This window comes from Schleiferilactobacillus shenzhenensis LY-73, from assembly GCF_000469325.1.
Lineage (GTDB): Bacteria > Bacillota > Bacilli > Lactobacillales > Lactobacillaceae > Schleiferilactobacillus > Schleiferilactobacillus shenzhenensis.
This window is the reverse complement of sequence record NZ_KI271600.1, coordinates 1-13,746: the sequence shown is the minus strand read 5'-3', so window position 1 is coordinate 13,746 and position 13,746 is coordinate 1. Positions and strand designations below refer to the sequence as shown.

Here is a 13,746-nt window from a genome sequence, read left to right as displayed (position 1 = left end):
GAGGTGCGGGGCATGTTTTTACTTACACGCTCGCTTCGTCCACCCCAAACGTCTCCGTCGGCGTCATCACCAGCCCGTTATCGTCAAACGTCAGCGGGTAGACAACATACCCCGACTGATCATAGTCCGCCCCGTTCCAGCGGTCGCCCCAGTAGAGGAGCTGGCCATCCGCCGGCAGCACGAAGGTGGGCTGGCTGCCGTAAGTGGTCTCGTCGCCGATATTGACCAAGTCGGTCCAATCGCCGTCTAACTTGGCGGCACTGGCGTATTGGCCCTGATTCGGCGCCCAGCCGGTGCAGAACGAGTTGAGCATATAGTACCGGCCGGCCTGCTTGAAGAGGGCGGGGGCTTCCCGGTATTCGCCGTTCCAGAGCCGGTTGACCAGGCGCTGAACGTTGAGGTAGTCGTCGCTGAGGCGATAGATATGCATGTCGGCGTTGTCCCGGGCCGTGGAGATGAAGTACGCCGCCCCATCGTCGTCTTGGAACAGGGTGCAATCCCGGGACATGAAGCCGAAGGGCTGGAAGGAACCGTGGTAGGTGAACGCGTCTTCCGGCCCGGCGGCGGTGGCCACGGCAGCGCTGGCTTCCCGGTAATCAACGCCGTTCTCGTAGTGCAGCCACATGACGTATTGGCCAGTCTGCTGGTTGTACAGCACCTTGGGCCGTTCTAAGTTGACCTTGTGCTGAGGATTGCCCAGATTCAGGGTCGCCCGCACCCGGGTCTTCGCCATGGGCGACGCCGTCGTCAGGCTGTGGCGTACGAAGGTCCAGTTCACCAGGTCAATGGACTTGTAACAGCTGACATAATAATTGGCCCGGCGGTCTTCGCCGTACCAGTAATAGGTGTCCGCCACCTTAATGATCGTGCCGCCATGGGCATGCAGCGGCTGGCCCGCCGTATCCTGCCAGACCGTTCCGTTCTTTTGTTCTGTGACCATCATTGAATGCTCCCTCCATTAATCTCGCTATTCCCATTCTCAAGAAGAAAGCCGCCCAAAAGTACCCCCGAACATAGGTAAAAGTAGGCGGATTTGAAAGAACTCGCCGTAATCTCGTGAACGGGCTTACAATTCCGTTATGGATGTGGCACAATGCCAAGTGAATACTGACTATGCATCAAAAAAGGAGACTTTCTTAACATGGCACATACACTTGCAGAAATCGATGCCCGCATCGCCCAAGGGCCGTTCCATCCCCAATGGGACGAGTTAGCCACCAACACCGTGCCCGCCTGGTGGGCGGACGCCAAGTTCGGTATCTTCACCCACTGGGGCGTCTTCACCGTGCCCCAGTTCGAGAATGAATGGTACTCCCGGAACATGTACGTTCAAGGGTCGAATGCCTTCAAGCACCACGTGGCGACGTACGGCCCGCAGAATAAGTTCGGCTACAAGGACTTCATTCCGCTGTTCACGGCCGAGAAGTTCGACCCGGATAACTGGCTGGACCTGATCCAGGCTTCCGGCGCTCAGTATTACATGCCCGTCGCCGAGCACCACGACGGTTTCCAGTTATATAAGAGCGCCCTTTCTCACTACAACGCCTTCGAGATGGGGCCGCACCGGGATGTCATTGGGGAGTTGAGAAAGGCGACGCTGGCCCGGGGGCTGCACTTCACCCTGTCCAACCACCGCGCCGAGCACTGGTTCTTCATGAGCCACGGGAAGGACTTCGACAGCGACATCAAGGAGCCGCTGAAGAAGGGGGACTTCTACTGGCCGGCGCAACCGGAACCTAAGGACCACTTCGACGCCAAGAGCGAGCCGTACCCGACGCAGGAGTATCTGGAGGATTGGCTGCTCCGCAACTGCGAGCTGGTGGATAATTACCAGCCGGAGATGGTCTACTTCGATTGGTGGATCCAGCACGAGGCCTTCAAGCCGTATCTGCTGAAGTTCGCGGCGTATTACTACGACCGCGCTGCCGAGTGGGGTAAGCAGGTCTCCATCTGCTATAAGAACCAAGCCATGGCCTGGGGCAGCGGCATCAAGGAGATGGAGCGGGGCGGCTTCAACAGTGCCCAGCCGTTCCACTGGCAGACCGACACCGCCATTGCCCGCAATTCCTGGGATTACACCACCACCCTGAAGTACAAGGACGCGCCGGAGATTCTGGACACGCTCATCGACACCGTCAGCAACAACGGCAACCTGCTGTTGAACTTCGGCCCTAAGGCGGACGGCAGTATTGCTGACACGGACCGCCGGATCCTCACCGCCATCGGCGACTGGTTGAAGGATAACGGCGAAGGCATCGATGGCTCCCACCCTTGGGAGCTCTCGGCAGAAGGCCCGACCCAAGCGGCCGGCGGTACCTTCTCCGATGCTACCGCCCCCGCCTACACGCCAGCGGACTTCCGCTTCACCAGTAAGAAAGGTGCCATTTACGCTTATCAACTGGCGCCTGGCGACACAGCGGATGCAACCCTGACCACGTTCAAGACGATGCCTGCCGGTCACGAGGACGAAGGGTATAACGGTATCATCAGCCGCGTGGAGCAGCTGGGGGTGGGCGTGGTGCCGTACGTGCTCGACGAGACCGGGTTGCATATCAGCGGTCAAGAAGTCACCAAGGGGATGCCTCGCGGGTTTAAGATCGTACCGGAGTAATTTAGGACAATGGGTATTGGAGGCAGTGCCACAGTTTTCTTCGATGATTGCGGTGATATAATATCCTTGCGGATGTGATATATGTTTTACCGAAGAGGTTCATTGCCTATTGTAAGAGGGCACGCCCAGCAACCGTTTCACTTTCTTCTGTGGTGGACAGCGTGTTGTTTTTGGGGGCAATTTTGATATAATAAGTACGAGGAAGAAAATACAGAGCTTCACCGCAACGGCTTTACCAACCGTTGTAATCTGTCGTTTGTGGCGGCTATCCGAGGGGATAGTCGTTTTTTGAATAGAAGAAAAGCCCCAGGCTTACCAAACCTGAGACTTTTCTCTTTGTGGCCGCGTTGCACATTATTGACGCCGATGATGCTGACGTTTACTGTGCTTGCCGGGACGCATCCAGGCATTGTAACTACCTTTAATGCCAGCAATAATGCCGGCGACCAGCACTCCGGAGATTACCCCAGAGACGACCGAGGTAATCGTTGAGGAAAGAAAATACAAAAGATCACCGCCAACAGGGCGATACGACGTTGCCTGTCAGCAGTCTATATTTTACAGGAGCAAACGGCGCATGCCCACAAGAATGTGAGCGTTCCCACATGCCGGTGGGAACGATTGTCTTGTTCGGGCCCATTGCAGTGCGCTTTATTCTCGTATAAAAAGACGGGTCGCCATGCATTGGCAACACCGTCTTTTTGTTGACTAATAATTCACCGGCTCATTCCGCGGCACCGGCGTATTTCCATACACCGCCTTCGCCGTCCAGTCCTTGGCCGGGTCCGCCCAAAACGGGTCGCTGACCGGTAAGCCCAGAGGCAGGAAGACCGTGGTGCACAGGTACACGCTGCCGTGATTGATGTAGCCTTCGCCCATGGCCGGCTGGTTCCCGTAGAAACCAATGTTCAGCCAGCCGTTGGCGTCAAACATATCCGTGGCAGTGGTGGTCTTCTGAATCACCGCGGTCAGTGCCGCCCGTACTTGGCTGGGGGCAACACCCTCCGGCAGGTCATGCCGCCACGCGGCCAGCGCCAGCGCGTGGAACGCGCCGAAGCGGTAGGTGATGGAGCGGCCCAGCACGGGAAAGGTCCCCTCGGGGGAAATGATCCGTTCCAGCGTCGCCGCGTAGCGCGCCGCCCGCTGGTAGACGACGTCCCGAATCGAGCGGGTGTAGTCATCTTGGTAATAGGTGACCGCGTCCACCAAGAGCGGGTGGATCACGTAGCTGTTGTAATAGTCCACGTGCACGTCCCGGCCGTCGCCGTAGATGCCGTCCCCTTTGTACCAGGCCATCATTTCTTTCAGGTAGCGGTCGATTTTCTCCTGGGAGGCATTGGGATCGCCCAGCTTCGCTCGCAGGATCTCCACCAGCACACTGAAGAGCACCCAGTTGGATTCATAGGGCTTGATCCGGGCCGTAAGTTCCAAGGCGTAGAGAAAGTTGTCCAGGTCGTCGCCCTCGAGGTCGTCCGTCAGTACATCGCCGGCGCGCAAGATGCCGTCGGCGAGGAAGGCCATGTCCACCAGCGGCTGGGTATCGCCGAGAATCGGCATATAGTCTGGGGAGAGCGGGTCCATGCCGTGGCGCAGACCCTCGTAATACAAGCGGATGTATTCTTCCCGGATACTGTCCTCGGCGGCCGGCAGAACCGGTGCGCCGAGCCACGGCCCGAGGCCGCACACCACGCGGCCAAAAGCCTCCAGCAGCGCGGAGGGTTTCAGCGGTGTCGTTTCCGAGGGCAGGTCCGCGTGCAGCGTGTCGTTGGCCAAACTGCGCAGCACCGGGTCGGCGATGCGCTGCATCGTTTCTAACCAATAGGTTCGTTCGTCATTCATTGTTCGTCGTCCGCTTTCTTACCAGATGAACAAGGCCTGGCCGGTGAGGCGCAGCAGGCCCTCTAGGTAGAAGTAATCGCCGTAGATCATGGGGAATTCGTGGCGGTCGTCGTGGAAGGCGGCCGTACCCTTGGCGAGGAGATAATCGGTGCTGTCCTCGAAGTGGGCGCGCTTGTCCGTCAGGACTTGCAGCAGGCGCTCGGCGCCGGCCCGGTAGACCGCCGCGTCGGCGTCACTGTCCACTTGCTCGGCCAGTTCCAACAGACCGCAGGCGGCGATGGCCGCTGCGGACGTGTCTTCCCAGTCATTCGGCTTGGCGAAGTCCACGGGGATCAGGCCGCTGGCCGGAATGCGGGAGAGGAAGTAGTTCGCCACCCGCTGGCTGGCGGTGAGAAAAGTGCTGTCGCCGGTGTGCCGGTAGCTCAAGGCGAAGCCATAGAGCGCCCAGCCCTGGCCCCGGGTCCAGCTGGAGCCTTCGCCGGCCCCTTGGCCGCCGGGAGCATCCTGGTAGGCGCCGGTCTCCGGATCCAAGTCCACCATGTGGTTCACGCTGCCGTCCGGCCGCAGCAAATAACGCACCGCCGTCTCGGCATGTTTCTCCGCAATGAACTTGAACCGGGGATCATGGGTCACCCGGCTCGCCCAGTAGAGCAGGGGCAGATTCATCAGGCAATCGATGATGAAGCGGCCGGCCATGGTGCCGTCATCCTTGTCATTCCAGGCGCGGATGAAGTTGCCGACGGGGTTGAAGCGGCCCGCCAGATTCTCGGCGGCCAGCAGCCCCCGGTTCCGCGATGCCGGATTACCCGTCAGTACGAAATCGGTCACGGCGGTGGGCAGCCATTTGAAGCCGTTGTCGTGATCCATCCGGTCGGCGGCCATGAGGTTCGGGTCCAGCTGCTTCTCCAGTGTCTCGGCGTTATCCCGGAACACTTGGCTGCCGGTGACGTGGTACAGCTGCCACATGAGGCCGCCCCAGAAGCCATTGGTCCACCAGGTGGGGTCTTTCTCCGCCATATCCACGAAGCGGCCGTGGCTGTCCGTGGTGTAGGGGATGACCCCGGCGTTGCGCTGGGCGACCACCGTCAGCTTGGCGATGGCTTGGTCCCGGGCGGTGGCGGCCCACAGGGGGACGTGCTTTTCTTCTCCGCTCATTCGTCCGACTCCCTTACTTCAGCTCGTTCATGGGGATCATGTCCATGTCGTCGTAAGTCTGGTTCTCGCCGCACATCGCCCAGATAAATGAATAGCTGCTGGTGCCGATACCGCAGTGAATGGACCAGCTGGGATTGACGACCGCCTGCTCGGGGGAGAGAACGATGTGCTTGGTCTCCGTCGGCGTGCCCAGAATGTGGAAGACGCGGGCATCGGGGTCGCTGAAGTCGAAGTACATATACGTTTCCATCCGCCGCGCATGGGTGTGGGCCGGCATGGTGTTCCATCCGGAACCGTTTTCGAGGACAGTATACCCCATCTGGAGCTGGCAGGTATCCATTTGGCTTGCGTCAATATATTTGTAGATCGTACGTTTATTCATGTGCGCCTGGTCGCCCATGGGTTTAGAAAGGGCGTTGGCAAACGGCAGCTTCTTGTTCGGATACGTCTTGTGGGCCGGTGTCGAAACGACGTAGAACTTGGCCGGGTCGGCGGCGTCCTTGGACGCAAAGACGACGTGCTTGGTCCCCATGCCGATGTAGTAACCGTCCTGCTTGACCATGTCCTCGGTCTGGCCGTCGATGGTGATGGTGCCGGCCCCGCCGATGTTGATGACGCCCAGTTCCCGCCGCTGCAGGAAGAAATCAACGCCCAGGCCCTTGTCCAGCTTGATCTCCAACGGTTCGTCCGTTGGCGTCACACCGCCAAAGATCATGCGGTCGTTGTAGGTATAAGTGAGCAGAATGTTGCCAGGTTCAAGGATCTTCGGCATCAAGAACTGCTCCCGCAGCTTGTCGGTGTCGTAATGCCGGATGTCCTCTGGGCTATGCGCATACTGGGTAACCATATTGAAACTCATGAATGATCCGCTCCTTTAATTTCTTAATAGGAAACCTTATTTCCCATACATACACTTTTGACTATATCATGCTGGGTCAGAAAAGCAACCGCCTTCACCGGGTTACGCGTTGCGGCCGTAAAGCTGCAAGCTGGTCAGCGCAGGAAAAGGCGAGCTGTCGTCCGCCCGCTGGAGGTCATGGAAAGTCACCGCCGTGGCGGTGTGCGGCTGGATGTCGAAGTATTGCGGTTCACCCGTCTTGCGGAAGGTGAGGACTTCGTTGGTGCCGTCCGAGAAGGTCAATACCCCCCGCTGCCACCAGCTGTCGTGGGGGAAATCGGCGCGCAAAACGACGCCCACCCGGCTGATCGTCACCGGTCGGCCCAGTTCCACGGTCATCGCCGCGTGGGGATCCTGGTTGATGCCCCAGGACATATAGGGATACTCTCCGTGCAGGCTGCTCGCCCAGACGCCGTCGATGGCGTTTTGAGCGAAGAACGTGGCATCGTTGCGGGTCTCCACATTGGCGTGGGCGTGGGGAAAGATGCCATCTACCAAAGGCTGATCGTGGGGATTCAGGGCCCAGTCCCGCTCACTGGTAATTTCGGCCCTGGTGGCCCGGCGCGCACTGAGGTAATGGCGCGCCGTCTTGAAGGCCGCTTCCGGCCGGGCATCCTGGGCATTGGGCGTCAGGGTCACCGTGTAATCCCACGTGGGCACGGTCAGGTAGACGATGGTCGGAGCCAGCGTCTCGTCGAATTGCACGACGTAATAGCCTGGCACCTGGTCCACGTGCAGCCGAATCACGTCCCCCTCCGTGAAAGTCATCTTTTGAGTGGCCACGAAGACGCTGTCCGTCCCCGTATTGTGCAGCGGCTTAGGACCCGCATCGTAATCGTTCTTTCCTTGTTTCACGTTCCCTGAAGCATCCAGAATCGTCAATTGCAGCATGGCCTGGGCATCCTTTCTGAACTTCATTGCTTATTGGAGAGAAATCGTCGCGGCCGGCAGTCCGGACGTGGTGGCGGTGACCGTCGTGTGGGCCGGGTCGGCACTGCGCACGTAAGCAATCAAGCAGCCGTCCGCCGTGCGCCGGTAGTCGGCGCTGTAATCGGTGTTGTCCGCCAGGTTGCCGTTCTCCAAGCCCAGCAGCGTGCCCCCGTGGACCGCCACCCGAACGACCGCGTTAGCCGCGGTGGCCCGGCTGGCGTTGTCCGCCAGGGTGTATTCAACTTGGTAGACATCGGTATCCTGGGTCGTGGCGGTGGTCGGGTCTTGCCAGACATGCGCCTGCAGCTGGGCTGGTGCACCAGTGGGCACCAGCGTGTCCGTGAGGGTCGTGCCCTCCGGGGTGGTGCCGGTCACCGTCAATGCGGCGTGGGTGTAAGTCAGCGTTGCTTCATAGTAACCGTGCTCACTGTCGTACACCGGCGTAGCCACTGGTTTACCGCCAAGACGGACTTGCAGATCCTGACAGTTAGTGTAGAAACGTACCGTCACCGCGGTCCCGTCGGCGTAATCCCACCGACGATAAAGCGGTTCCCAGTCATATTGTAACGTACCCGCCGGTGCGGTGACCATTTTCAGCACTGGAGATTTGGCCCACCAACTCTGGCGCAAATAGTAGTTGGTTTTCGGGAATCCAGCCAGCGTGAGCAGTCCGGCCCCGGACCCGTGGATCGGCCAACCGTGGGCTTCGCCCAAGTAATCAATGCCTGTCCAGAGGAACTGGCCAGCGACGTAATCATTGTCGGTCACGACCCGCCAAGCCGCGAAGCTGTGGCTGTTCTCGCTGCCCACGAAGGGCTTGTCCGGGAAGCGGGCGTGGTCCGCCGCGTAGAGATGTTCCTTGTAGTTGTAACCAACGACGTCCAGCGGCGCCAGCAGCCCCGTTTTGGCAGAAAGTTCCGGGAAGGCCGCTGCCAGCGTCACCGGCCGGGTCGGGTCATTGGCCTTGACGATATGCGCCAGTTCGGTCGCAATCATGCTCAACCGCTTGGTGTCCGGCCGATTGGGGTTATATTCCCGTTCAGCGGCCGGCTTATTGGCGTCGTTGTTCCCGGTCATTTCTTTGAATAACGGGTTGGCATACGGATCGTTGGGATAGTCCACCTCATTCCCGATACTCCAAGCGATGACTGACGGGTGGTTGCGGTCTCGCTGGACCATGTTGGTCAAGTCCGCCTTGTGCCAGTGCGGGAAGTCATGGCTATAGCCGCCGAACTTCGGGGGATAGACATTATGCCCTTGCCACCACTTGTTCTTCGGGTTCTCCCACTCGTCGAAGGCTTCATCGAAGACCAGGAAGCCCAAGGCGTCGCACAGATCATAAAGCGCCGGCGTGTGCGGGTTGTGGCTCATGCGGATGGCATTGGCCCCCATGGCCTTCAACGCCAGCAGTCGGCGGGTCCACACCGGCTGCGGGACCGCTGTGCCCAGGACGCCGGCGTCTTCGTGCAAGCAGACCCCCTTGAGTTTCAGCGGCTCACCATTGAGATGGAAGCCGGTATCCGGATCGAAGTCCGCCGAGCGAATACCCACGGTCTGTTCATAGGAGGCCTCTTCGGCCAAGTCGTCACTGGTCAGCGTCGTGCGCAGGGTGTACAACGTCGGCTGGTCAACGGACCATAATTCCGGCTGCTGCATCACCGTACTGCTGGCCATCGTCTTCGTCTCACCGCTGGCCACCGGTTCTGTGCGGGTCAAGGTGACCTGCTTGCCCGAGGCTTGGCTCGTCAACGTGTCAGTCACCGTCACCAGCTGAGTCCCCGGCAGATTGTTCCGCACCTGGTGGCTGACCTTGACCGTCGCCGCCGTCTTGGAGACCGCTGGCGTGGTGAACACCGTCCCGTAATCCGGAATCATTAACCCGGCATGGACCTCTAGTGTTACCGGCCGATTGAGCCCAGTCCCGTTGAACCAGCGCGAATCCGCCAGCTCTTCCCGGTCCAAGCGCACCGCCACCACCAGATCATCATCCGGGACCATCGTCAGCAGATCTGTGACGTCGAAGCTGAATTCGGCATACCCCGACGGCCGCCCGCCCAGGTGATACCCGTTCACCCACACATCACTGTTCCGATACGCCCCCGCGAACCGCAGGATCACCGTGTCGTGATCACTGCGGGTCAGCTGTTTCAGGGAGAAATGCCCCCGGTACCAGCCAATACCGCCATTCAGATACCCCGTCCCGCTGGCATTATGCCGGTCGAAGGGTTCGTGGACGCTCCAGTCGTGAGGGACGGTGACCCGTTCCCAGTCGCTGTCGTCGAAGTCTTTTTGCCAGGTGCTGGGGGCGTCCTTGTGTGAGAAACGCCAAGTGCGTAGTGCAATATGCTTCAAAATTTATTCCTCCTTGCGAATGTACTCACTAGAACAACTACATAGAATGTACGAGATTTTACCAGAATTGTCCATACAAGTGATTGCCCTTGTTTTAGTAAAAAGTCAAAAAAGTTTTTCTCGGAAGGGTTTACTTTTACCAAAAAAGTCGTTATAGTAACAGATGAAAACGCAAACACCGTGGAAATACGGTAATCATGGTTTATCCGGATAAATCACCAAGTAAAGCGTGTTGCATGATGGGGATCGAAAGACAGTACCTTTTTTACTAAACACTGAGCAGTCTGGGGAGACAATTCTTTATCTGAATGGTGAAAAACAACCCATATTTGTTCGGTACAGGCCCCTTTTGCTCAACATCGGGCAGCACGAACCGCGCTTTCACGTACAATGCTATTATCAAATTTTCCCAAGGGAGGAAAATCGTGATGAAGTTATGGAAAAAGGCAGGGCTGGTTCTTGGCGCATTAGCACTGGCCACTGGATTATCAGCATGTAACAGCAAATCGTCTGCAGCTAACAAAGATTTGACGGTATGGAGTGTGTTTGCCGCACCGTCAACGACGGTTAAGTCGTGGCACCAATCTCCGTTCCACACGGGTTTAGCAAAAGCCACTGGCGTGAACGTTAATTGGAAATGGCCAGCAGAAGGTGCCGATCAAGGGCAGGCATTCAACTTGATGACGACCCAAAAGCAATTGCCCGATATCATCTGGTACCAGTTGATGGACAAGAGTGAGCAGTACATGAAGCAAGGGATCATTCGTGATATGACCAAGGAACTGCCTAAAAAGGCACCGCATTACTGGAAGTTCCTGCAAGACCATCCCGAATATGCCAAGGCAATGCGTACTGATGACGGCAAGTATTATATGTTCGGCTTCTTCCGTGAGAAGCCTGAACAGGCCACTTGGGCTGGCCCCAGTATTCGTAAAGATTGGCTTGATGCACAACACTTGTCAATGCCCACGAACATCGCAGAATGGACACATGTAATGGAAGTGTTCAATAAAGTGTATGGCGCTAAGATGGCTTATACGGGCGACTGGTTTAATACCATTATGTTCGCCGGCGCTTTTGGTGCCCATGCGGCATTTGCACCCAATTATTACGTCGACAATGGCAAAGTGAAGTTTGCTTTGACTCAGCCGGAGTGGAAGAACTACATGGCCTGGATGCACTCCCTGTACACGAAAGGCTTAATTGACCCCGATGTCGCGACGCTGGATGCGCAAGGGATGCAGAATAAGGTTGCCAAGAACAAAGTGGGTATCGTCTTTGGTTCCACATCAACTATTGATACCTACAATACGGCGGCTCAACAGGCTAAGTCAAAGGCCCACTGGGTAGCTGCGCCTTATCCGAACCAAGCGGACGGGAAAGCACCGTCAGCTATCTTTAGTGAAGCCATGTACGTCAATGGCGGGGCTGGTATTTCTCCCGATGTTTCTGGCAAGAAGCTTGACGAAGCATACAAGTGGCTTGACTTCCCGTTCACCAAGAAAGGGAATGAATACTGGAACTATGGGCCAGAAGGTACTAGCTGGACGATGAAGAATGGTGTACCGACATTCACTGATAAAGTCACCAAGAGTAAGTTAGGTATGGCGACTGCAATTACTTTGTACAGTGGCAACTTGGGTTACGGCTTAGGTGTACAAGATCTTAACCTGAACAAGCAGCGTCAATCACCTGATGCCTTCAATGCTTCTAAGACTTGGTATGCAAACAACTCTGAGGCACAAAAGGAAGCTTATCCGACAGGTGTCAGCATGACCGATGCTGAATCCAAGGAAGCCGCTACGATTAGCAACACCTTGAATACGTACGTTCAGGAACACTGCTTAAAGTTCTTGAATGGCAAATTGTCTTTGGACAAAGATTATGACAGTTTTGTCGCAGGCATGAAGAAGCAAGGCTTGGATCGTCTGACAAAGATCAAGCAAGACGCTTACGATCGTTATGAAAAGCGTTAATCATTCATAAATCAGCTTGAGTGATTATCACAATGCAGTGATAATCACTTTTGCTTTACTGCACACATTTCTGAAGGGAATGAAAATCATGGCAGACAATGCAATTGCAGGGAATCGTATCGCTATTCCTCGGCCAAAGCCCTCTCTCGGGGATCGCCTAAAGAAAGACTTTAAAGAAAACAAATGGAAATACGTGATGGCGCTCCCCATCATCATCTACTTCGCCGTATTCGCTTATAAGCCGATGTATGGCTTGTTGATGGTTTTCCAAGATTACTCACCGCGTTTGGGAATCTCAGGCAGCCCTTGGGTAGGCTTCCAAAACTTCGTCCGGTTCTTTAACGACCCGAATGCTTGGCGAATTGTGCGAAACACGTTCAATATCAGTATCTGGAGTATGGTGGTAGGATTTCCGGCACCCATTATCCTGGCTTTACTGATTAATGAAATCCACAACAAGTTCTTTAAACGTGTCGTCCAGACGGTTTCTTACATGCCGTACTTTGTTTCGCTCGTTGTGATGTGCTCACTCGTCAAGTTCTTCACGCAATCTGATGGGCTGATTCCTGATATTTTGACGCACATTGGCATTGCCCGAACCAATCTGCTGGCGTCACCAGGCGCGTTCGTGCCAATCTATGTCTTGTCAGGTATCTGGCAAAGTGTCGGTTGGGACTCAATCATTTACTTGGCTGCCTTGTCTGGAATCAATTCAGAGCTGTATGAGTCAGCGCGTATTGATGGTGCCAGTCGGCTCCAGCAAATGTGGCACGTCACTTTACCGGGTCTGCGGCCAACGATTATTATCTTGCTGATTCTGCGGATGGGTAGTTTGCTCAGTGTCGGCTTCGAAAAAATCTTGCTGTTATATTCCGCATCAACATACTCCGTCGCGGACGTTATCTCGACGTACGTGTACCGGATGGGTATCCTGAATGCGGATTACAGTTATTCGGCAGCCATTGGTTTGCTGAACACACTGGTGAACGTCACACTGTTGTTGATTACAAATAAGATTGCTGAGAAGACATCTGGCTCAGGTCTGTTCTAAGGGGAGTGAGAGACATGACGATAATTAAACCACGGCGGAGGAAATCGAAAGAGCTTCTCCAGGAGACTACCGGTGACCGTATTTTTGGCTTCTTCAACGGCATCTTTATGATTTTCTTGATTCTCATCTGCCTATACCCGATCTGGTACGTCGTAATGGCATCGTTCTCCAGTTCAGGTGCCATTCAAGCCAATGTAGGCAAGTTGCTGTGGCCTAAAGGGTTCACTTTAGGCGCATATTCGAAAGCCATGGAGCACCCGTTAATCCTTTCAGGGTTTAAAAACATCTTCTTGATCCTTCTGGGATCATTGCCGCTTCAAATGGTCATGACGATTTTGTGTGGATACTTCATGGCCCAGAAAGGCATGATGTTTAAGAAGTACATCGTTGCCTTCTTCATGTTCACGATGTTCTTCGGTGGTGGTCTTATTCCCAGTTTCTTAAACCAGAAACAATTGGGATTGTACAATAACCTCTGGGCACTGATCATTCCGGGTGCGCTCAGCCTGTACAACGCCATCATTTGTAAATCAGCGATCGATGCGATTCCAGACAGTTTGTTCGAGTCTGCGCGAATGGATGGCGCGGGCGACTGGACCGTCCTTTTCAAAATTGTTGTGCCGCTGATTAAACCAACGTTGGCGGTCCTGCTTCTGTATTATGGTGTAGGGACTTGGAATAACTGGTTCAATGCCTCCATTTACATTGAAGACAACAACCTCTTGCCGATTCAAAACATCTTACGGGCCGTTCTGTTGGCAAACGATACGACACTGAATTCTGGCGCGGGCGCTTCCATCAACGAAATCAATACTTTTGCGGAGACCATCAAGTATTCAGCAATCGTTATTTCTACGTTGCCGATTCTCTGCATCTATCCCCCAGATAAATTGCCAACTGTATAGAAAACGACGCAACTCCTTGAGCTGCGCCG

At 55.8% G+C, this 13,746-nt stretch carries 10 protein-coding genes; 4 read left to right on the top strand and 6 right to left on the bottom strand.

Going from position 1 to position 13,746, the window contains the following annotated elements; translation table 11 throughout:
- Window positions 1-22: 22 nt before the first annotated feature.
- Window positions 23-943 (bottom strand): family 43 glycosylhydrolase, encoded by a 921-nt coding sequence (locus L248_RS11420; protein ID WP_022530390.1) that lies wholly within the window; start codon window positions 941-943, stop codon window positions 23-25.
- 198 nt (window positions 944-1,141) lie between these two features.
- Between L248_RS11420 and L248_RS11415 the strand changes: the two genes are divergently transcribed.
- Window positions 1,142-2,611, top strand: coding sequence for an alpha-L-fucosidase (locus L248_RS11415; RefSeq protein ID WP_022530389.1), 1,470 nt, complete (start codon window positions 1,142-1,144; stop codon window positions 2,609-2,611).
- A 708-nt stretch (window positions 2,612-3,319) separates the two neighbouring features.
- On the opposite strand, the gene L248_RS11410 is transcribed toward L248_RS11415, so the two are convergent.
- From L248_RS11410 to L248_RS11390, 5 genes are all read right to left on the bottom strand, one after another.
- Window positions 3,320-4,450, bottom strand: a complete 1,131-nt coding sequence (locus L248_RS11410) for a DUF2264 domain-containing protein (protein ID WP_022530388.1) — start codon at window positions 4,448-4,450, stop codon at window positions 3,320-3,322.
- Between the two features lie 18 nt (window positions 4,451-4,468).
- A complete protein-coding gene (locus L248_RS11405; protein WP_022530387.1) occupies window positions 4,469-5,605 on the bottom strand; it encodes a glycoside hydrolase family 88 protein in 1,137 nt (378 codons plus the stop codon).
- A gap of 13 nt (window positions 5,606-5,618) precedes the next feature.
- Entirely contained in the window at window positions 5,619-6,464 is an 846-nt protein-coding gene (gene kduI / locus L248_RS11400) for a 5-dehydro-4-deoxy-D-glucuronate isomerase (protein ID WP_022530386.1), read from the bottom strand.
- Between the two features lie 102 nt (window positions 6,465-6,566).
- Complete coding sequence (locus tag L248_RS11395; protein WP_040536546.1) at window positions 6,567-7,394, bottom strand: hypothetical protein; 828 nt, start codon at window positions 7,392-7,394, stop codon at window positions 6,567-6,569.
- A 30-nt stretch (window positions 7,395-7,424) separates the two neighbouring features.
- On the bottom strand, window positions 7,425-9,785 hold the full coding sequence (locus tag L248_RS11390; RefSeq protein ID WP_022530384.1) for a glycoside hydrolase family 2: 2,361 nt from the start codon (window positions 9,783-9,785) through the stop codon (window positions 7,425-7,427).
- 428 nt (window positions 9,786-10,213) lie between these two features.
- Here L248_RS11390 and L248_RS11385 point away from each other — a divergent pair, with 428 nt between their 5' ends.
- The 3 genes from L248_RS11385 to L248_RS11375 all read left to right on the top strand — a co-directional run bounded on the left by L248_RS11385 (window position 10,214) and on the right by L248_RS11375 (window position 13,717).
- On the top strand, window positions 10,214-11,761 hold the full coding sequence (locus L248_RS11385) for a type 2 periplasmic-binding domain-containing protein (RefSeq protein ID WP_155828651.1): 1,548 nt from the start codon (window positions 10,214-10,216) through the stop codon (window positions 11,759-11,761).
- Between the two features lie 88 nt (window positions 11,762-11,849).
- Window positions 11,850-12,812, top strand: coding sequence for an ABC transporter permease (locus tag L248_RS11380; protein WP_040536543.1), 963 nt, complete (start codon window positions 11,850-11,852; stop codon window positions 12,810-12,812).
- 14 nt (window positions 12,813-12,826) lie between these two features.
- Window positions 12,827-13,717 carry a carbohydrate ABC transporter permease gene (locus L248_RS11375; RefSeq protein WP_022530381.1) on the top strand — a complete coding sequence of 297 codons (891 nt, stop codon included), beginning with the start codon at window positions 12,827-12,829 and terminating at the stop codon, window positions 13,715-13,717.
- The last annotated feature ends 29 nt before the right edge of the window (window positions 13,718-13,746 follow it).